The organism is Halobellus inordinatus, assembly GCF_024464655.1.
Taxonomy (GTDB): domain Archaea; phylum Halobacteriota; class Halobacteria; order Halobacteriales; family Haloferacaceae; genus Haloquadratum; species Haloquadratum inordinatus.
Map to the genome: position 1 here is coordinate 340,032 of NZ_JANHAV010000002.1, position 17,603 is coordinate 357,634.

21 protein-coding genes are annotated in these 17,603 nt (G+C 66.1%); 5 read left to right on the forward strand and 16 right to left on the reverse strand.

The window, feature by feature from the left end:
- Position 1: 1 nt before the first annotated feature.
- From NO347_RS06025 to NO347_RS06045, 5 genes are all read right to left on the reverse strand, one after another.
- The gene (locus tag NO347_RS06025) at positions 2-1,084 is read right to left on the reverse strand and encodes a geranylgeranyl reductase family protein (protein ID WP_256288733.1); all 1,083 of its coding nucleotides are present in this window, start codon (positions 1,082-1,084) and stop codon (positions 2-4) included.
- Positions 1,085-1,177: 93 nt separating this feature from the next.
- Entirely contained in the window at positions 1,178-2,242 is a 1,065-nt protein-coding gene (locus NO347_RS06030; RefSeq protein WP_256288734.1) for a WD40/YVTN/BNR-like repeat-containing protein, read from the reverse strand.
- A 165-nt stretch (positions 2,243-2,407) separates the two neighbouring features.
- A complete protein-coding gene (gene uvrA, locus NO347_RS06035; protein ID WP_256288735.1) occupies positions 2,408-5,356 on the reverse strand; it encodes an excinuclease ABC subunit UvrA in 2,949 nt (982 codons plus the stop codon).
- Between the two features lie 263 nt (positions 5,357-5,619).
- Positions 5,620-5,973, reverse strand: coding sequence for a cell division protein SepF (locus tag NO347_RS06040; protein WP_121568572.1), 354 nt, complete (start codon positions 5,971-5,973; stop codon positions 5,620-5,622).
- A 244-nt stretch (positions 5,974-6,217) separates the two neighbouring features.
- Positions 6,218-6,697: an RNA-binding protein gene (locus NO347_RS06045; protein WP_256288736.1), complete on the reverse strand. Its 480-nt coding sequence runs from the start codon at positions 6,695-6,697 to the stop codon at positions 6,218-6,220.
- Positions 6,698-6,874: 177 nt separating this feature from the next.
- On the opposite strand from NO347_RS06045, the gene NO347_RS06050 reads away from it, so the two are divergent.
- The gene (locus tag NO347_RS06050; RefSeq protein WP_121568570.1) at positions 6,875-7,219 is read left to right on the forward strand and encodes a DUF7562 family protein; all 345 of its coding nucleotides are present in this window, start codon (positions 6,875-6,877) and stop codon (positions 7,217-7,219) included.
- A 93-nt stretch (positions 7,220-7,312) separates the two neighbouring features.
- Here the strand turns inward: NO347_RS06050 and NO347_RS06055 are convergent, their stop codons facing one another.
- The 4 genes from NO347_RS06055 to NO347_RS06070 all read right to left on the reverse strand — a co-directional run bounded on the left by NO347_RS06055 (position 7,313) and on the right by NO347_RS06070 (position 8,765).
- Positions 7,313-7,705 (reverse strand): DUF8048 family protein, encoded by a 393-nt coding sequence (locus tag NO347_RS06055; protein ID WP_256288737.1) that lies wholly within the window; start codon positions 7,703-7,705, stop codon positions 7,313-7,315.
- Between the two features lies 1 nt (position 7,706).
- Positions 7,707-7,976 (reverse strand): MoaD-like domain-containing protein, encoded by a 270-nt coding sequence (locus NO347_RS06060; protein ID WP_256288738.1) that lies wholly within the window; start codon positions 7,974-7,976, stop codon positions 7,707-7,709.
- Positions 7,973-8,266, reverse strand: coding sequence for a ubiquitin-like small modifier protein 1 (locus tag NO347_RS06065; protein WP_121568567.1), 294 nt, complete (start codon positions 8,264-8,266; stop codon positions 7,973-7,975). The genes NO347_RS06060 and NO347_RS06065 overlap by 4 nt, the downstream gene beginning before the upstream one ends.
- 88 nt (positions 8,267-8,354) lie before the next feature.
- Positions 8,355-8,765 carry a DUF7971 family protein gene (locus NO347_RS06070; RefSeq protein WP_256288739.1) on the reverse strand — a complete coding sequence of 137 codons (411 nt, stop codon included), beginning with the start codon at positions 8,763-8,765 and terminating at the stop codon, positions 8,355-8,357.
- Between the two features lie 174 nt (positions 8,766-8,939).
- On the opposite strand from NO347_RS06070, the gene NO347_RS06075 reads away from it, so the two are divergent.
- Complete coding sequence (locus tag NO347_RS06075; RefSeq protein ID WP_121568565.1) at positions 8,940-9,203, forward strand: hypothetical protein; 264 nt, start codon at positions 8,940-8,942, stop codon at positions 9,201-9,203.
- Between the two features lie 43 nt (positions 9,204-9,246).
- Here the strand turns inward: NO347_RS06075 and NO347_RS06080 are convergent, their stop codons facing one another.
- The 4 genes from NO347_RS06080 to arcS form a co-directional block, all read right to left on the reverse strand.
- Positions 9,247-9,597 carry an ArsR family transcriptional regulator gene (locus NO347_RS06080; RefSeq protein WP_256288740.1) on the reverse strand — a complete coding sequence of 117 codons (351 nt, stop codon included), beginning with the start codon at positions 9,595-9,597 and terminating at the stop codon, positions 9,247-9,249.
- Positions 9,598-9,785: 188 nt separating this feature from the next.
- Positions 9,786-10,124 (reverse strand): helix-turn-helix domain-containing protein, encoded by a 339-nt coding sequence (locus tag NO347_RS06085; RefSeq protein ID WP_256288741.1) that lies wholly within the window; start codon positions 10,122-10,124, stop codon positions 9,786-9,788.
- A gap of 109 nt (positions 10,125-10,233) precedes the next feature.
- Entirely contained in the window at positions 10,234-10,500 is a 267-nt protein-coding gene (locus NO347_RS06090) for a DUF8103 family protein (RefSeq protein WP_305148785.1), read from the reverse strand.
- Between the two features lie 195 nt (positions 10,501-10,695).
- Entirely contained in the window at positions 10,696-12,510 is a 1,815-nt protein-coding gene (arcS, locus tag NO347_RS06095) for an archaeosine synthase subunit alpha (protein ID WP_256288743.1), read from the reverse strand.
- A 125-nt stretch (positions 12,511-12,635) separates the two neighbouring features.
- Here arcS and NO347_RS06100 point away from each other — a divergent pair, with 125 nt between their 5' ends.
- Positions 12,636-13,232, forward strand: coding sequence for a pyridoxamine 5'-phosphate oxidase family protein (locus NO347_RS06100; RefSeq protein ID WP_256288744.1), 597 nt, complete (start codon positions 12,636-12,638; stop codon positions 13,230-13,232).
- A gap of 24 nt (positions 13,233-13,256) precedes the next feature.
- Here the strand turns inward: NO347_RS06100 and tgtA are convergent, their stop codons facing one another.
- Positions 13,257-14,747 (reverse strand): tRNA guanosine(15) transglycosylase TgtA, encoded by a 1,491-nt coding sequence (tgtA, locus tag NO347_RS06105; RefSeq protein WP_256288745.1) that lies wholly within the window; start codon positions 14,745-14,747, stop codon positions 13,257-13,259.
- Positions 14,748-14,947: 200 nt separating this feature from the next.
- Here tgtA and NO347_RS06110 point away from each other — a divergent pair, with 200 nt between their 5' ends.
- A complete protein-coding gene (locus NO347_RS06110) occupies positions 14,948-15,772 on the forward strand; it encodes a M48 family metallopeptidase (RefSeq protein ID WP_425492347.1) in 825 nt (274 codons plus the stop codon).
- Positions 15,772-16,047 (forward strand): hypothetical protein, encoded by a 276-nt coding sequence (locus NO347_RS06115; protein WP_256288746.1) that lies wholly within the window; start codon positions 15,772-15,774, stop codon positions 16,045-16,047. The genes NO347_RS06110 and NO347_RS06115 overlap by 1 nt, the downstream gene beginning before the upstream one ends.
- A gap of 24 nt (positions 16,048-16,071) precedes the next feature.
- Here the strand turns inward: NO347_RS06115 and NO347_RS06120 are convergent, their stop codons facing one another.
- Together NO347_RS06120 and NO347_RS06125 are read right to left on the reverse strand one after the other, a co-directional pair.
- Positions 16,072-16,896 carry a CPBP family intramembrane glutamic endopeptidase gene (locus NO347_RS06120; protein WP_256288747.1) on the reverse strand — a complete coding sequence of 275 codons (825 nt, stop codon included), beginning with the start codon at positions 16,894-16,896 and terminating at the stop codon, positions 16,072-16,074.
- A gap of 89 nt (positions 16,897-16,985) precedes the next feature.
- On the reverse strand, positions 16,986-17,576 hold the full coding sequence (locus NO347_RS06125; RefSeq protein WP_256288748.1) for an NUDIX hydrolase: 591 nt from the start codon (positions 17,574-17,576) through the stop codon (positions 16,986-16,988).
- Positions 17,577-17,603 lie beyond the last annotated feature (27 nt).

A 17,603-nucleotide genomic window follows, 5' to 3' on the forward strand; every position in this document is an offset into this window, starting at 1 on the left:
GCTATCGTCCGAGTAACTTCCCGAGGTGCTCCCGCGAGAAGAACGACGTCGGGCGGTCCATGTGGACGCCGATCTCACCGGAGAGCGCACGGAGGCCGAGCCGCTGCACCGGCTCCGGGAGCGAGTACGCGCGGCGGAGCCAGTGGCCGAACGCGATCTCCCGGGAGAGTTCCGAGCGCCACGCGGACTCGTAGTCCCGGAGCGTCGCCGGATCGTCGGGATCTACGGCGTCGGCGGCGCAGTCTGCCGCGGTCATCCCGTAGAGGATGCCGCCGCCCGTGAACGGCTTGGTCTGTGCGGCGGCGTCCCCGATCAAAAAGACGCGACGGCTGTGTACTCGCTCGGGCGGGCCGATCGGAATCCCGCCCGAGCAGAAGTGTTCGGTCTCGACGTCGTAGGCGTCGGTCAGGCGGTCGAAGAGGTCGTTCACCGATTCGCCCGGCGGCGCAGCGAGGCCGTACTCGACGCCCGCGTCGCCGCGCGGGATGCGCCAGGCGAAGAACCGGGGTGCGGTGAGGTGGACGTCGACGAAGTCGCCGTCGTCGGGGTCGGGATCGAACGCGAGCACGCCGTGCAGCAGTTCTTCCGGCTCGGGTAGGCCGACCTGCCGCCGGACGCGCGAAGTCGGGCCGTCGCAGCCGGCGACCATCTTCGCCTCCACCGTCTCGGTGCCGTCGGCGTTCGAGACGGTGAGTTCGACGGCGTCGTGGCGCTCGTCGACGTCGACGACAGTGTGGTGTTCGTGAACGTCCGCGCCCGCGTCGCGAGCGCAGTCTGCGAGCGTCCGGTCGAGTTCGACGCGATCGATGACGTTCGAGATCTCCTCGCGCTTGTAGAACGGATACGACGAGGAGTCGGGACCGCCGACGTGGAAGCGCGCGCCGTAGACGCGATTCTGGAGGAGTTTCTGCTTCGCGTCGTCGGGGACGTACGCCCAGATGTCGGTGCTGACGTGGCCCGAACAGGCCAGCGGCGTCCCGACGGTCCCCTGCTCGAAGGCGACGACGTCGTAGCCTGCTGCCGCCGCGCGCCGGGCGAAGCGCGCGCCGGCCGGGCCGACGCCGACGACCGCGAAATCGTACATCACGCTCCCGTAGCGGACGCGGCGGCAAATACCTTCCCGGTGGACGCGACCGTCCCTGGCGACGCCCGCTTCCGCCCTACTCGTGACGCCCGCTTACGCCTCGCTCGTGACGACTGCGAGCCCACGCGTCGTCGTCTCCCGGAACGCCTCGGGCCACGCCACGTCGACGCGCCTGAAGGAGTCGCCGCCGTCCTGAGTTCGGTACAGGCCGCGGTCGGTGAGCGCGAACAGTTCACCGTCCGCGACGCCGGGCGCGAGCGTCGCCCGGAGAACGCCGGTCCCGGTCGGCACGCCGACGTCGTCGAGGCGGTCCCATCTCGTCGACCCGCGCTCTGCTTCCGCGTCCTCCCGCCGGTACAGATACGACGCCGCCGTCTCCGGGGTGTGTGCCCGGTGCGCCCCCGCGGCCGCCGAGAGGAGGACGCGCCCCGGTTCACCGGGGTCGATAGCGACGCTCCAGCAGTAGCGGTGCTTCAGTCCGTCCTGTGGGAACTGCCACGTCTCGCCGCCGTCGTCGCTCTCGGCGTAGCCGTCGCCTGCGGCGACGCACACGCGGTCGGGCGCGTCGGGGTGGATCGCCATCGTGTGCGTGTCGCGGCGAGTCGACGGCGCGCGTTCCTCCCAGGTCTCGCCGCCGTCGTGGGTCTGGATCAGCGCGCCGGCCTCGACGGCGACGTAGAGGTGCTCGGGGTCCGCGGGGTCGACTTCGATCCAGCGGACGTGGTGCGTGTCGGGACGCGGGGGGAACGACCACTGCGGCGCCGACGGCAGATCGGTCAGCCCCGACAGTTCCGTCCACGTGTCGCCGCCGTCTCTCGTGTGGTACACGCCGCTGGGCTCGGTACCGGCGTAGACCACGTCGGGACCGTGCGGCGAGACGGTCACGCTCGTCACCGATTTCGGGAGTACGTCGCTGCCGACTCGTTTCCACGTCTGCCCGGCGTCGACCGAGCGGAACAGCCCGGCGTCGAACGTCCCACAGAAGACGCGCTCTGGGGCGTCGCTCGCGGCGTCTAGGCACTCGACCCGATGGCCGTCGAGCGTGTGCTCGGCGGAGGGACCGCGGAACGGCTCAGTGTCGGCACCGCCTTCGGTACTGGTCTCCGCGTCGCGAACGACGAGGACGCCCTCGCGGGAGGCGGCGTAGCAGGTGACCATACCCGATGTATGCGACCCAGTCACTTGGCCTCGCCGACGAAGGGAACCGCGGCCGGCGCGGGAGAAACGGCTTCGGTGAGCCTCTCATAGGGATTATCGCAACTGTTCAGAGATTCTCGTCGTACCGTCCGGCGAGACATCTATGCAGACTTACGATACTCCCTATCAGTCGTCGTCGGCCGGCTTGGCGGGCTTGCGGCGGTCCGCGCGCGGGCCGTCGACGTCGACGTCGGGCAGGAGGTCGCGGAGGTAGCGACCGGTGTGGGACGCCTCCGTGCGCGCGACGTCTTCCGGCGTGCCCGTCGCGACGACCTGGCCGCCGTGCTCGCCGCCCTCGGGACCGAGGTCGACGATGTTGTCGGCGTTCTTCACCAGGTCGAGTTCGTGCTCGACGACGACGACGGTGTTGCCGTTGTCGGTGAGCCGCTGGAGGACCTCGATCAGCTTCCGTTCGTCCTCCTTGTGGAGGCCGGTCGTCGGCTCGTCGAGCAGGTACAGCGTCTCCCCGGTCTGCTTCTTCCCGAGTTCCTCGGCGAGCTTGACGCGCTGGGCTTCCCCTCCCGAGAGCGTCGTCGAGGGCTGCCCGAGCGTCATATAGCCGAGACCGACGTCTTCGAGCAACTGGAGGCGACGCCGGAGCTGTGAGTTGGCCTCGAAGAACTCCAGCGCCTCCGAGACCTCCATATCGAGAACGTCCTCGATCGTCTTTCCTTTATACGTGACGTCGAGCGTCTCGTCGTTGTAGCGCGCGCCGTCACACTCTTCGCAGGGCACGTAGACGTCCGAGAGGAAGTTCATCTCGATCTTCACTGTCCCCTGCCCGCCGCAGGCCTCACACCGCCCGCCCTTGACGTTGAACGAGAAGCGGCCTTTCTCGTAGCCGCGCTGCTTCGAGAGCTTCGTCTCGGCGAACAGTTCTCGAACGTAGTCGAAGACGCCGGTGTACGTCGCGGGATTCGATCTCGGCGTGCGGCCGATCGGCGACTGGTCGATGAGCCGCACCGTCTCGATCTCGTCGAGCCCCTCGATCGCGTCGTGGTCGCCCGGATCGACGGACGTGTTGTCGTTCATTTCGCGCGCCAGGCCCTTATAGAGGATCTCGTGCATCAGCGTCGACTTCCCCGACCCGGAGACGCCAGTAATCGCAGTGAACTGGCCGATCGGGAGCGACACGTCGAGGTCCTTCAGGTTGTGCTGGCGCGCGCCGCGGATCAGCAACTCCGCCTCGGAGTCGCGGCGCTCCTCGGGCACTGGGATCTCTTTCCGACCGGCGAGGTAGTCGCCGGTGACCGAGTCCTCGGCCGCGACGATGTCGTCGAAGTCGCCCTGGACGACGACCTCGCCGCCGCGCTTGCCTGGGCCGGGACCCATATCGATGACGTTGTCGGCGCGACGCATCGTCTCCTCGTCGTGCTCGACGACGAGGAGGGTGTTCCCGAGGTCGCGCAGCCCTTCGAGCGTGTCCAGCAGGCGGTCGTTGTCGCGCTGGTGGAGTCCGATCGAGGGCTCGTCGAGGACGTAGAGGACGCCGACGAGGCCGGAACCGACCTGCGTCGCGAGCCGGATGCGCTGGCTCTCTCCACCAGAGAGGGTCGACGCCTCGCGGTCCAGCGTGAGGTATTCGAGGCCGACTTCCTCCATAAACCCGAGGCGGGCGCGGATCTCTTTGAGGATCTCCTCGGCGATCGTCCGCTCGCGCGCCGTGAGTTCCGCTTCGAGCCCCTCGAAGTGGTCGAGCGCGTCGCCGATGCTCATCCGGTTGACTTCGGTGATCGAGATCCCGGCGACGTAGACGTGCCGGGACTGCTCTTTCAGCCGCGTCCCCTCGCAGGCGGGGCAGGTGGTGACGGCCATATAGTCCTCGATGTGCTCGCGCGTCGACTCGGAGTCGGTCTCGACGTGGCGGCGTTCGAGGTTCGGAATGACGCCCTCGAAGCGCTTCGTCTTCCGGCGCGTGCCGTTTCTCGTCTGTCGCTGGAAGACGACCTCCTCGTCGGTGCCGTAGAGGAACTGCCGCTGAATCTCCGGATCGAGTTCCTCGAAGGGCGTGTCGACGCTCACGCCGAAGTGCTCGGCGACCGAATCCAGCCGCGTCCGGTAGTACGAGCGGTTGTACGACCACGCCTCGAAGACGTGCTTGATCGGTTTCGAGCGGTCGCGGACGACGAGATCCTCGTCGACCTCCTTGGTCTGACCGAGACCCTCACACTCGGGACAGGCCCCGTGCGGGCTGTTGAACGAGAACGAGCGCGTCTCGATCTCGGAGAACTGGAAGTCCGAGTTGGGGTTGCCCAGTTCCTCGGAGAACTCGACGACGAGGCGGTCGTCACCCTCACCGGCGAGCGCCCCCGTCGACCGCGTGTTCGATGCGAATGGGACGTCCTCGGGTGGGTCGGGGACGATCACCTTCAGCACGCCGTCGGCCTCTTCGAGCGCGGTCTCGACGGAGTCGGCGATCCGGGAGCGATCCTCGGGGCGGATCTTCACCCGGTCGACGATCACGTCGATCGTGTGATCGTAGTTCTTGTCTAACTCCGGCTGATCGAGCGTCAGGTCGTAGGACTCGCCGTCGACCTCCACGCGGGCGTACCCCTCGCTGACGAGGTCCTCGAAGAGATCCTCGAACGCGCCCTTCTGGTCGCGGGCGACGGGCGCGGCGATCTTCGCCCGCGTGCCCGCCGGCAGTTCGAGTAGTTGGTTCACCATTTCCTGGGCGGACTGCTCGCCGACCTCCTCGCCCGTCACGGGGTCGTACTGCGTCCCGACACGGGCGTAGAGCAGTCGGAGGTAGTCGTGGAGTTCGGTCACCGTGCCCACCGTCGAGCGGGGGTTGTTGGCGGCGTTCTTCTGATCGATGGAGATCGCGGGCGAGAGCCCCTCGACGGCTTCGACCTGCGGTTTGTCCATCTGCCCGAGGAAGTTGCGAGCGTACGCCGACAGCGACTCGATGTACCGGCGCTGCCCTTCGGCGTAGACCGTCTCGAAGGCGAGCGACGATTTCCCCGACCCCGAGAGCCCGGTGACGACGGTGAACGTCTCGCGCGGAATCCGGACGTCGAGGTCCTTGAGGTTGTGTTCTTCGGCACCTCGAACCTCGATGAAGTCCTTGCTCATCTACGACCCGATATGGAGAGCGGAGAGGAAAGTTCGTCGGTTCCGGCGGTCACGTCGGCGTCGAAATGGCTCTCATAGGGATTCTCGTAACTATTCGGAGATTCTCGCCGTACCGTCCGGCGAGAAATCTATGACGACTTACGATAATCCCTATCAGAACAGTGTCCGCCGAAGCGGATGTAACAGCGACCGACGGCCAGTCAAAAGCAGCAGTCAGCGTACAGCAGCGGTGATACGACCCGACGGTTGCCCCGTGGTTGTCGTCAGTTCAGCTTTTCGCGCGCGACGGCGACGCCCGTGGGTGCGATGATGATCTGGTCGTCGCCCTTCTGTGCGATGTCGCCGTCGACCTCGTCTGCGACCTGTCGGAGGTCGTCGATGATGTGCTCCATCGTGCTGTCGGTGGTCGTGTGTCGCGTGATGTCTGCGATGACGAGATCACCGTCGTAGACAGCGTCTTTGATGGCGACGACGTCCTGCTGGCTGCTGATCGTCGCGATCCGGACGTTCATCTCCGCGGCCCCACGCGAAGATTCTACGCCCTCGATGTCGAGGTCGAGGTACTCGTCGGTCGTGTGCTGTCCGCCCCCGCTGATGATCTTGCTCATAATGCCCATACCACCTACAAACGAAAGAACGACGTTAGTTCTTACGTCAGACGAACGTCAGACGAGTGACGATTGCGGGAGGTGACGCGGTGTCGCGCCCCGGATGAGAAATTACACGGGGACGATCGTGAGGACGACAGTCGAGCGGTCATAGGGGCTATCGCACCTGTTCGGAGAGTCTCGCCGTACCGTCCGGCGAGAAATCTATGACGACTTACGATAATCCCTATATGGAGACGTACGATACTCCCGATCAGACGACGAACTCGAAGAGGTCGTCGCCGACGTGGTGGATCGACTCGACGACCTTCCCCGAGTCGCCGGTCATCTCCTCGCCGTCGACGAGCGCGCGACCGATCGCGAGGACCTTTCCGTGGGTCTCCTCGGCGATGGTGACGAGATCGCCCTCCGTCACGTCGTCGTCGGCTTCGACGATGCCGGGGCGCATCACGTCCGCGCCGTCGCTGACGAACGAGATGGCGCCCGCATCGACGGTGACGACGCCCTTCGTCGGCCCGTGTCGGTTCGCTCCCTGCACGGTCAGAAATGCCTCGTCCTCGAACTGGACGACGTCGGTTTCGCCGTCGACGAGGACGACGTCGAACGGTTCGTCCGCGAGTTCGACCATCTCGTAGGTGTCGCCGTCGAGAGCAACGCCCGTCTTCGCCTCGATGCCGGCTTCCAGCTCCTCGATCTCGTCCGCGCGGAGGTGGTGGCGGGATTTAATCTGCATATCCGAGGACACGGCGCGCCAGCCGATAAATCACGCGACACGGGCCCCGCCGGGCCGGCGAGACTCTGCGCACTGGTGCAACACCGTAGCGGCGTCGGTGCGGTGTCGTGGCGGCGTCGATGCCCCGTCTCCCGCCCGCGGAAAAACGCTAAGTGCGGGTGGTGCGTGGTGAGTTTTATGTGGCGCTCCCGGACCAACCGGGATGGATCGACGGTCGTCTGTATCGCATGCGGGACCTCACTCCCGCGCTCGGAGGCGCGCGAGTACGACAAGCACGGAAACCGCTGGGAGAGACACGGAAAGACGTTCGAACACCTCTGTAAGGAGTGCTATCGCGACCTCTGTCACCAACCGCGGGACGAACTCGAAGCGTTGTTGCTCGAACTCGAACGGACGGACGCGGAGCGAGGCAGCGAGACCGACGGCGAAGCAGGACAGCCCAACGCGACGTTCCTCTCGCGGTACTTCCGGGCCGTCGAAGAGCGGTACGGCCCCGCTGAAGAGCCTGGACACGAGTCCTGATACTGTCGGACAGACTATGTGAAAATCATCGGCACCCCGTGGGTGCCAATATGATTCACGAACTGCTGTCCGACAGTATGAGAACAGCCCTTTTTACGCCCGACTGACGACGACCGCATCTCTGATTTCTAGCGCCGTCTCGAACTCCTCGCGCCGGTCGGTCTTCGTTCCGAGACGGCGGAGTTGCTGGCAGTGCGCTCTGCTGACCGCGTCGATCTCTGACTCCGAGAGGCCGATGTCTGCCCCGAGGTCGGTCCAGTAGCCGCTCGGGACGAGGTAGACGTCGCGTTCCTCGTCGGTGACGGGACATTCGTAGGCGCGTCGATACTCGTCGCGCTTCGATTCGAGGTGGGCCTGCACCTCCCGGAGGAGCGAGCCGAGCCGCTCCGGGGCGATGCTAGCGGTCGCGCCGGTGTACTGGAGCACGTCGCCGTCGAGCGGGACCGGCACACGATCGGCGTCGTCGGGCCGGTCGTCTGCAGCCATCTCACCCACCGGCCCGCATCGCTTTCTGTGCGAACCGTTCGATGAGCGAATCGAGCACGTCCGGGTCGCCCTCGAAGACCACCGTCACCTCCGTGAGCTCGAGCGTCGGGCCGACGGCGACTTTCTCCGCGGAGAGTGAGACGGTCCACTCCTCGCCCTCGACGTGCTCGTCGTCGACGATCGTCCCGCCGAGCTTTTCGAGGTAGTGACGGGCCAGTCGGACCGAGATTCCCCGAAACGACTTCTCGCGGGTCACTCGATCTGTGCTCACGACGGCCCCCCGAACGCGCCGCCGGCGACCGGCGGGAAGATGCTCAGCGTGTCGTCCGGTTCGATCGGCGTGTCGGTACCCGCTTCGTGTTCGACGTCGCGACCGTTCAGGAGGACGTTCACCTGCGGTCGGACCTGTCCGTCTTCGATGATCTGGCCGGCCAACCCCTCGAATTCGGATTCGAGCGCGACGAGGACGTCTCCGACCGTCTCAGCGTCGTATTCGCGGGTGATTGTCTTCGTCCCGACCGCTTCGCGGAAGTTGGCGAAGAACCGCAGTTGAAACGTCATACCCGTTTCTGGGGCGCAGCAGGCAAAAAAGGTGCGCGCCTGTGCGACCGATTGCCGCACCCGGTGACGGACACGACCGTGCCTCGACTTACCGGTCGCCGAATCGGATCCCGTCTTCGACGAGCCGATAGTTGCGCTCGCGGTCGATGTGGGTCGCGAGCCACTCGTGTTCGTAGAGCTGTGCGATCAGTTCCGCATAGAGGTTCCGCCACGCGATCGCGTAGATCGGGGACTGCCCCCACGCGCGGAGTTCGGGGATGAACTCGTCGTAGGTCTCCATTCGGTCTTCGAGGTGCTCGATCGCGTCGACAGCGTAACTCGCGGCTTCCGACTCCGAGTCGGCGGACTCGATGGCCTCGTCGAGACTTCGCTGTAGTCCGCCCACCGCCTCTTTCATATCGGCGGCGGCGTTCGCGCCATCCTCCGGGAGCGATTCGAGAATCTGCTGTGGGACGCCGAGCGAGAGTTCGCGGTCGGTCTCCGACGCGTCGTCTGTCATATCCGCATCGAGGGCTGCCGGGGTGAAAAAGTCGCCGTCGCGGGATCGGTTGTTCGGAGTCGATCTTTCGGGGGCGTTATGCAGGGTCTCTCGACCTCCTATGCGGGTCTTACCGCGGATACTGGATCCTAACGAAGTATGCAGCCCTCATTGTGAGGATACGGCCGCTCGACAATGCTCTCTCGACCTTTCGAATTCGCGACACACGACCGTTTCCGGCGGTTCATCGCGTGGTATACGGCCATCCTCGGTGGCTTCTCTACGCTGCTTGTAGGTACGGTCGTCCTCATCGCATACGTGTTTGAGGGCAACCTCACCATCTACATCGACAAATTTGGCGAAGCGGGACTCGAAGTCGCGCTCTTTGCGGTCGTCTGTGGAACCGTCCCGTTCGGTCTCTACGTGCTCGACGACATTCTCCGCGCCGACGACGAGTGAGCGACGCGACGTTTCGCTATCCGCACGACTCGCCGGTCGTCTCTTACTCTGCAGCGTCGTCCGCACCTGTCTCAGCGTCGCCTGGGTCCGTCCCAGCACCGTCGCCGGCCACGCTCGCCCCGACGAGCGCCTCGAAGTCGGTGTCGGGGTCGTGCCGCGCGTCGCGGTGCTCCAGCGCGGCCTCGCCCACCTCGGTGATCTCGTAGAGCCCGCTGTTCTCGGCCGGTCCGACGCGCCGCACGCAACCGTAGTCCGCGAGCGTGCCCAGGCGTGTGTTCATATACCCGCGGTCACGTTCCAGCGCGACCGCGACGTTGACGGCGTTGTTCCGGCCCTTCTCGGCCAGATACCCCAGAATCTCGAAATCCGTCGGTTCCACCAGTTCCAGTCCCATTTGTGTACGACCTGCCGGCGTCGCCACCGGCACCGATACAGTTCGTATCTACTGCCAGTATATAGTGTTTCTCCCTTCGTGAGTCGGTGCTCGGGTGGCCGTCAGACGAACGCCGTGCGACGATTCGAGACGCGAGAACGCCACTATAGAAGACAGTGGAGATCCGTTCGGCTCTCGACCGGCAGGCGCTACGCGCCGACTGTGTCGTCGGCGCCACCGACATCGCCCGATCCCTCGGTCCGGGATTTCAGTTCCTCGGCGACGAGTTCGTCGAAGTCGACGCCCTCCGTACGATACTGATCACGCTGTTCGACGACGACACGTCCCTTCTCGGTGATCTCGTAGAGCCCGCTGTTCGGTGCCGGCCCGACGCGCTCGACGAGATCGTAGTCCGCGAGCACGGGGAGTCGCGTGTTGATGTACGATCTGTTCTTGTCCAGAATATGCGAGAGGTTCACAGCCGTGTTCCGACGCCCGTCGGAGAGCGCCTCCAGGATGTCGAAGTCGGTGGGGACTGCGAGTTTCATACCCCGGACTTCACGCCCAAGAACAAATAATCAACTATGTGGCAGCGGTACAACAGCGGTGTTTGCGGAGAAAAATGCAGTAACACGATCCTACTGAGAGTATCGACCCCTATCGTTCGTCGAGAAGCTCACGCGCGAACCGCAGATCTTCGATGATCCGTTCGTGTCTGGCGATGGCTCGTTCGACGTACTGTTCCGTTGATTCCGTCTTGGCCCCCTTCGATTCGTCGTAGTACGCTTGCAGCAGATGCGATTCGAGCGCCCGCGACGTCGCTTCGTTCGCTGTGAGAAGCGACCGGACGATCGTCCAATCGACAGCCCGCTCGTCCGGGAGCTCCTCGAGGGGGTGACCAACTCCCTCTTGTTGCTTTGACATCACATTATACTGATGCTAACTGATACTTAAACTTTGCACTTCACTGATAGTTCATCCGCAACTTCGCTATCGTCGCGTTTGCCAGTCGTTACTCGCTCGGTCACGTCTCGTCGCGGGATCGGTTGTTCGGGGTCGATCCCTCCGATAGAATACGGTCAGTCGTGGTAGGAAGCACCTACGGCGCTGCTGCGTGCGTCACACTTCTTCGACGTGCCGCACTTGCACCGCCTCGCCGCGCGTCGACTCCACCATCTCGCTGCCGAACATCTGCGCGCGGCCGACGGCGAACGCCTTCGGTCCCTCGACGACGACCTCGTCGCCGACGCGGATGTCCTCGTCGGCGTCGACGACGCCCGGCGCGAGGACGCTGCCGTGCGGGACGAAGCCGTCGATCTCGACGCGCTTCGTCGGGGCGTCGGACTCGTCCCAGACGCGCGCGCCGGCGAGCGTGAACGACAGGACGCCGTACTGCGGCACCATCGTCGCGAGCTGTTGGTCGCCGCCGCCGTCGCCGTCGGTGTCGCCGTCGCGGACCTGCAGTTTGGGATACCGACTCGTCGTCTGCATCTCCACGTCCGCGAAGAGTTCGTCGCCCGCTCCGGGCCCGAACTGGTAGTCCGCGAGCGCCTTGATCGTGTTGTGCTGGCGCTCGCGCTTGCTGTACTTCAGTTCGCCGCCCAGTGTCGACATCAGATTCCCGATCGACTCCGTCGTCGTCGGGTGTTCGTCGACGGTGTACTCGAATGGGACGTCCACGTCGGCCGCGACACGCTCGCAGATGTCGCGGTAGCCCTCGTCGGGCACGTGCGCGATCACGCGCGGGTACTCGTTCCGTTCGAGGTAGCGCCGGAGCACGTCCGCGACGAAGGACTTCTCGTCTTCGGACCACCGGCCTGTCACGACCGAATCGTAGTGCTGGGCGGGGTAGGTGAGCTCTAACTCCATCGGGACGACGCCGATCGGCGACGTCATCGAGACCATATGGCCGCGATATTGGACTGCGTCGTGGAACTGCGCGTGGCTCTGCGACTCGCTGTAGGGCTTCGTCGCCGAGCACGGAACGAGAACAAGCGGGTTCGAAAAGCGGTTTCGGTACCGGCTCGTCACCCGGTCGGCGAAGCGCTGGATCTCGACGCGGCGGAGCGTATCCTCGGTGGCGGCGGCGAGTTCGCTGTCGCGGACGACCGGCGTCCGCTCCTCGACGTAGCCGTACTGCTGGTCGAACTCGCGGAACGCGGCCGTGAGCCACTGGTCGTGACGCGCCTGTCCTTCGATGTAGTCGCGAAGCCGACCGTCGCGGATCCGCCGGCGGACCGTCGCGAGCTGGGATTCGAGCGCGTACTCGTTGTGGTCGGCGCAGTCCTCGCGGTCGAACACCGCGGGGTTGTCCGGCTCGGATTCGGGGTCGATATCGACGCGCTTGCCCCGACAGGCCGGACACGAGCACGGCAGTTCGTCGAGGTCTTCGAGGAAGTACTCGCCCTCGGCGGTGAGATAGAAGCCCTGGAGGCCGCGGACTCGCGCCCGCTTCGCGTCCAGTAGGTCGACGCCGGCGTAGACGAGCGTGGCCGCGTTTCGGGGCGTCGCGACGCCGGAGAGATACAGCGCCGTGTCGGCCGGCAACGCCTCGCGCGCGGCGATGATCTCCTCGCGGAACGCCGAGGCGTGGCCGACGAAACCCTGCGCGTCCGAGAGGATGTACGCGTCGGCGCCGTAGTCGCCGGCCGTCTCCGCGGTCACGACTGCCGCGCTCGGGTAGTCGACGTCGGGGTAGTCGACGGCGAACGTCTCCTGTACGCGCTCGTCGGTGCCGGCCGGGAACGCCCGGTGCGGGAGGACCGTCAGGATCTCCCGGTAGCCTTTGGGCACCTCGCGCTCGCTCGTCCAGAGGCTCCCGGCGTCGTCGACGCTGCCGTCGACGAGCGCGGGCGTCCGAAGCGGGTCCGAGAGGCGGAGTTCGCCCAGGCGAGCGGCCCCGTCTCGCCTGTGAACCTCGAAGTAATCGGTCATACACCCGAATGTGCCGCCAGGGGTGAATTATCTGTCTGTTCGCGAGCGGTGTCGGCGGGTCTTCGGCCGACCGCTCCGCCGACTCGGCCCGCGTGCTTTTGCGCTATGCCTTCATAGAAGCGCGTATGCACGTCACCGGCGCGTGGTCGGCGGCCGAGGCGGGCGAGTTCCTCAAAACGACGCGAGTGCCCGTCCGCCTCGCGTGTCACACGCCCAAGGGCCACCTCTGGATGCTCTCGCTGTGGTACCTCTGGACCGGCAGCGACGCGTCCGACGAAGTAGCGGAAGTCAGTGACGCGCCCGACGAAGCAGCCGGCGGTAACGACGCGTCCGACGAGGTGGCGGAGGTCGGCGCCGCGCCAACCGACCTCGCCGGCTGTCGATCTGAGGGACCCGAACTCTGCTGTGCGACGAGCGCGAACGCGGACGTCGTCGAGTATCTCCGTAGCGACGACGCCGTCGCCTTCGAGATTTCGACGAACCACCCGCCGTACCGGGGTGTCCGCGGTCGCGGGACGGCTACGGTCGAACCCGACGAGGAAAAGGCCCTCCTCACGCACCTGCTCGACCGCTATCTCGGCGGGACCGACAACGACCTCGCCGGGCGACTCCTCGCCCCCGAGCGCGAGGAGGTCCGGATCCGAATCACGCCGGAGCGACTCCACTCCTGGGATTTCTCGGAACGGATGCGCGACGTGTCGACGGCGACTCGCGAGGAGTGACGCGGCGTCGCCGACACTGCGGGTTCAGTTTTCGGCCCGTGACTCGCCGGTCAGCGACTCCAGTTTGACGCGTTCCGGCACGCGTGCGAGTGCTGACGCCGGCCAGTCGTCGTGCGCCAGCACGAAGGTCGTCTCCGGGTTCGCGGCGACGAGCCGTGAGACGCCCTCCGCCGCCGCTTCGTACGCGCTCCGGTCCGTCCGCTCGGGGACTTCGGCGGTGAACGGGTACGTCTCCGAGAGCGCGCGCGGGAACGGGCCGAACGGCGGCACCACGCGCCAGGCGGCGTCGTAGGTGTCGCCCGAGGGCTTGCCGCCCTGCGTGAGCAGGACCGTCTCGCCGGCGTCGAGTCGTCCGATACGCTCGTGGTGCCGACGTACCTCGGGCCGCCGCGCCGACTCCGCTGAGAGATAGAAGAACGACCCCTTCGAGATGGGGTCTTCGCGTTCGAGTTGCTCGGCGTGATCCAAGAGCGCGCGGTAGCCGTCGAGCATTGCCGGATGTCCGCGTGCGCGCGATTCGACCAGTTCGAGGAGGTTGCCCGAGCGGATGGCCTGCTTGACGCGCCGGACCTCCGAGAAGGACACGTGGAGGTTGTGCTCCGCCAACAGGCGCTCGCGCTCCTCGTCGCCGTACGCGCGGAGTTCGTCGGGGTCGTGCGCCGAACAGACCGCACACGAGCAGGGGAAGTACTCGAGGTCGTCGAGTTGTTCGGTCCCGCGGACCGTCAGATAGCGGTCGTCGCGGGCGTAGATGGCGTAGGCGGCGGAGTCGAAGAGGTCACAACCCGCGGCGACCGCCAGCGCGAACATCATCGGATGACCTGCGCCGAACAGGTGGACGGGGGCGTCGCGGCCGAGTCCGCGCTTGGCGGCGGCGACGGCGCCGATCATATCGGCGTAGCGGTAGTTGTTCATCAGCGGGACCACCGCGCCGACGGGGAAGACGTCGAGGTCGGTCGCGTAGGCGTGACGCCCCGCCTCCTCGCGGAGGTCCGGGTACGTGGACCCCTGCACGGGGGCGTTCACGAGCATCTCGCCGGTGTCGACGCCCTCGGCGTCCGCTAGCGCCTCCTCGGTGAGGCGCAGTTCGCGCTCGGCCTGCTCGCGGGAGACGTCCGGTGGCGTCGGGATGTCGACCGGCGTTCCGATGTCAGAGCCGATCTCGCGCTGGAATTCGAGGATCTCGCGGGTCGTCACCTCGATGTCGCCGTACTCTGCGAGCTGGAACGACCCCGAGTCGGTGACGATCGCGCCGTCGAAGCCAAGCAGTTCGTGGAGCCCCACGTCGAGGGCCGTCTCGTGGAGGTCCTCGTTCTTGTGGATGATGTAGGAGTTCGTGATCAGGATCTCCGCACCGAAGTCCGATTCGAGCCGCGCGGGGGAGATAGTTCGAATGTTAGGGTTGACGACCGGCATCAACGCCGGCGTCTCGACTGTCACCCCCGCCCGGGGGACCGATAGCTCGCCGATCCGGCCGGCGGCGTCCCCGTCGCGGAGCTCGAAGTGATCGCGCATAGCGGAACGTCGGCGGCCGGCTGGTAAGTATCGTCGGATTTGCCCTATAGTAGCGTTTGCATGTCTTCACTCACCTAACCGCACGCAGTCGTGCGATTATCTGTGTGATCAGTTGCAAACGCTACTATAGTCTGGGTATCCTTGCCCAGGACGCGGGCGACCACCGAGTATTTGTGTCCGTGTAGACAACGCATCCCCGTATGCGTCACCTCGGACTGAAAGCGCGAATGGCGATCGTCGGCTCGATCCTGTTCGCATTCTACGCCGTCGCGGCGGTCGTCGTGATGGGCGTGTTCGGATTTCCCCTCTGGCTCGTCCTGCTCGGCAGCGTCGCCTTCGTCGGCGTCCAGTACAAAGTCGGCAAATGGATGGCGCTGCGGACGGTCGGCGCGGAGGATCTCCCCGAAGACCGCAATCCCGAGATCCACCGCCGCGTCGAGTCGCTCTCGCGCTCGATGGGGATCGAGAAGCCCCGGCTGATGATCGCGCGGATGGGCGTCCCGAACGCCTTCGCCGTCGGCCGGAAAGGCGCGGGGACGGTCGTCGTCTCCCAGGAACTCCTCTCCCAACTCGGCCCCGACGAGGTCGAGGGCGTGCTCGCACACGAACTCGCGCACATCCGCAATCGCGACGTCGTGATGATGGTGCTCGGCCAGGGCGTCGCCTCTATCGTCGCCATCGTCGCCCAGTGGGCCGTCCTCCTCACCGGCGACAACGACATCGCGGACTTCTTCCTCGCCATCGTCGTCGGCCAGATTACCCAGATGCTGGTGATGCTCTTCGTCTTCGCCATCTCGCGGTACCGCGAGTACGTCGCCGACAGCGACGCTGCAGAGGCGATCGGTGGCGGCGAACCGCTCGCGCGCGCCTTAGAGAAGATCGACCGTGGAAACCAGCGGCGCAACGAGTCCGCAGTCGACGAGCAGGTGAACGCGCTCTGCATCTTCGGCGAGGAACGCGGGCTCGCCCGCCTGTTCGCGACTCACCCGCCGATCGAGAAGCGCGTCGAGCGACTCCGTAACTGATGGTCGACGTCCGGACGCTCGCCGCGGCCGTCCTCGGCGTCGCGCTCGGTCTCCTGTTCGTCCTCGCGCCCGAGACGATCGTGCGGGTGCAGACTGCCGGACGGCTCCCGCAGGACCGACACGGACGGTACGGCGAAGATAGCCCACGGGACGGCTCCGGCGACGCTGAGGAGACTGGCGTCGACGGCGTTCCGACGCGATGGCGACAGCTCGTTCGCGTCGTCGGCGCCGCGCTGATTCTCGGTGGAGCGTACTTCGGCTGGACGCTCGTGTAGTAGTGTCCGGCCGCGGCCGGCAGCTCACACCAGCGCCAGAACCGGCGCGAGGAGCGTCTGCGGGAGCTGTCCCGGATCTGCGTACTGCAGCGTGAGATAGAGCAACGAGAACAGCGTCGCGTTGTACGCGCCGTGAATCAGCGCCGGCACGACGAGATTCTTCGTGAGTTCGTACATCGTCCCGAACACGAGTGTCGGCAAGACCAGTACAGAAATGCTGACGAGCCGTGCCTGCGGTGCGCCCGACAGCGAGAAGAAGTGGATCGACGCGAAGATCAGGCTCGCGAGGACGATCGCGGCGGGCGCTGGCAGCGCTTCGCTCAGCCGATTCTGGACGACGCCCCGGTAGAGCAGTTCCTCGCCCGGGCCGATCAGGAGAAACGACGCGGGGACGAGAAGCAGGAGGATCTCGGGATTCTCCATTCCGACTTCGGCGGCGGTGTTCGGCGCTGCTTCGGCCCCGATCGCCGAGATGATCACCGACGCGACGACCAACAGCGCGAGTGAGCCGACGTAGCCGCCGACGACGAGCGCCACGTCGCGCAGCGACGGGACGGTGAGTCCGACGTATTCGAGTCCGCGACCGCGATACCGGAGGTAGCCGAGCGCGACGCCGCCGAAGCCCACGCCGGTCGCGAGCGCTAGCGAGAGAACGATGCTCAAGAGCGGCGTCACGGCGACGCCGGCGAGGCCGAGGACGACCGCCGCGGCGATGACGAGGAGCGCACCGGCGGCGATGCCGACGACCGCGAGGAGGATCGCGACGGCGAGCGCGCGGAGCGCGTCGCGGGCGGCGTCGGGCGACGTCGGATCGTCCGCGCCGTCGACAGTATTCAGTTCGGAGGACACACGTCTACTACGTGCTGCGGCGTCAAAATCCTTCGTCTCGCGGATGCGGGTCGCCCGCAGCGTCGATCACTGCCAGCGGTCCGTGACGCTCACTGCCAGCGGTCTGCGAGTTCGTAGCGCGTGATCCCGGTGACGGTGCGACCGTCGCGTATCTCCCCGTCGAGCACGTCCGACAGGAGGTCGTCGTACTCCGCGAGCGAAACGCGGATGCTCTCGTTGAAATCGAGGTCCTGCTCGGCCGTCGGCTCGCAATCACGGGCGAGATAGAAGTGGTGGACGCTGTTCAACAGCCCGTTCGCGGGCTCGATCGTGAACAACTGCCGGAGCGATCCTGCCTCGTAGCCGGTCTCTTCTGCGAGTTCGCGCCGCGCGACCGCGTCGAGGTCGTCGTCGTCGGGTTCGGCGCTCCCAGCCGGGAGCCCGCGGTTGACCCGCCCGACGGCCTGCCGCCACTCCTCGATCAGGACGACCTCGCCGTCGGGCGTGAGCGGGAGGATCACGACCGCCTGCGGTTCCTCGACGTAGTGGAAGCCGGTCTCGGTGCCGTTCGGCAAGACGACGTCGTCGCGGCGGACGTCGAACCCCGGACAGGTGTAGTCGATCTCGGTCCCGGTCGTCTCCCAGGCCAGTTCTTCGGCGTCATCCCCAGGATCGTCGGAGTCGGCGTCGCGCTCGCTCATACCGAATTCTCCAGTCCGCATCGCCAA

Bases quoted from the DNA above. Each gene is read 5' to 3' on its own strand.
- NO347_RS06045 (WP_256288736.1), bottom strand. From the start codon at position 6,697: ATGCAGATTAAATCCCGCCACCACCTCCGCGCGGACGAGATCGAGGAG.
- NO347_RS06125 (WP_256288748.1), bottom strand. From the start codon at position 17,576: ATGAGCGAGCGCGACGCCGACTCCGACGATCCTGGGGATGACGCCGAA.
- NO347_RS06080 (WP_256288740.1), bottom strand. From the start codon at position 9,597: ATGGGACTGGAACTGGTGGAACCGACGGATTTCGAGATTCTGGGGTAT.
- NO347_RS06070 (WP_256288739.1), bottom strand. From the start codon at position 8,765: ATGACAGACGACGCGTCGGAGACCGACCGCGAACTCTCGCTCGGCGTC.
- NO347_RS06055 (WP_256288737.1), bottom strand. From the start codon at position 7,705: ATGGCTGCAGACGACCGGCCCGACGACGCCGATCGTGTGCCGGTCCCG.
- NO347_RS06090 (WP_305148785.1), bottom strand. From the start codon at position 10,500: ATGTCAAAGCAACAAGAGGGAGTTGGTCACCCCCTCGAGGAGCTCCCG.
- NO347_RS06040 (WP_121568572.1), bottom strand. From the start codon at position 5,973: ATGGGCATTATGAGCAAGATCATCAGCGGGGGCGGACAGCACACGACC.
- NO347_RS06085 (WP_256288741.1), bottom strand. From the start codon at position 10,124: ATGAAACTCGCAGTCCCCACCGACTTCGACATCCTGGAGGCGCTCTCC.
- NO347_RS06115 (WP_256288746.1), top strand. From the start codon at position 15,772: ATGGTCGACGTCCGGACGCTCGCCGCGGCCGTCCTCGGCGTCGCGCTC.
- arcS (WP_256288743.1), bottom strand. From the start codon at position 12,510: ATGACCGATTACTTCGAGGTTCACAGGCGAGACGGGGCCGCTCGCCTG.
- NO347_RS06065 (WP_121568567.1), bottom strand. From the start codon at position 8,266: ATGACGTTTCAACTGCGGTTCTTCGCCAACTTCCGCGAAGCGGTCGGG.
- NO347_RS06100 (WP_256288744.1), top strand. From the start codon at position 12,636: ATGCACGTCACCGGCGCGTGGTCGGCGGCCGAGGCGGGCGAGTTCCTC.
- uvrA (WP_256288735.1), bottom strand. From the start codon at position 5,356: ATGAGCAAGGACTTCATCGAGGTTCGAGGTGCCGAAGAACACAACCTC.
- NO347_RS06050 (WP_121568570.1), top strand. From the start codon at position 6,875: ATGTGGCGCTCCCGGACCAACCGGGATGGATCGACGGTCGTCTGTATC.
- NO347_RS06075 (WP_121568565.1), top strand. From the start codon at position 8,940: ATGCTCTCTCGACCTTTCGAATTCGCGACACACGACCGTTTCCGGCGG.
- tgtA (WP_256288745.1), bottom strand. From the start codon at position 14,747: ATGCGCGATCACTTCGAGCTCCGCGACGGGGACGCCGCCGGCCGGATC.
- NO347_RS06030 (WP_256288734.1), bottom strand. From the start codon at position 2,242: ATGGTCACCTGCTACGCCGCCTCCCGCGAGGGCGTCCTCGTCGTTCGC.
- NO347_RS06110 (WP_425492347.1), top strand. From the start codon at position 14,948: ATGCGTCACCTCGGACTGAAAGCGCGAATGGCGATCGTCGGCTCGATC.
- NO347_RS06025 (WP_256288733.1), bottom strand. From the start codon at position 1,084: ATGTACGATTTCGCGGTCGTCGGCGTCGGCCCGGCCGGCGCGCGCTTC.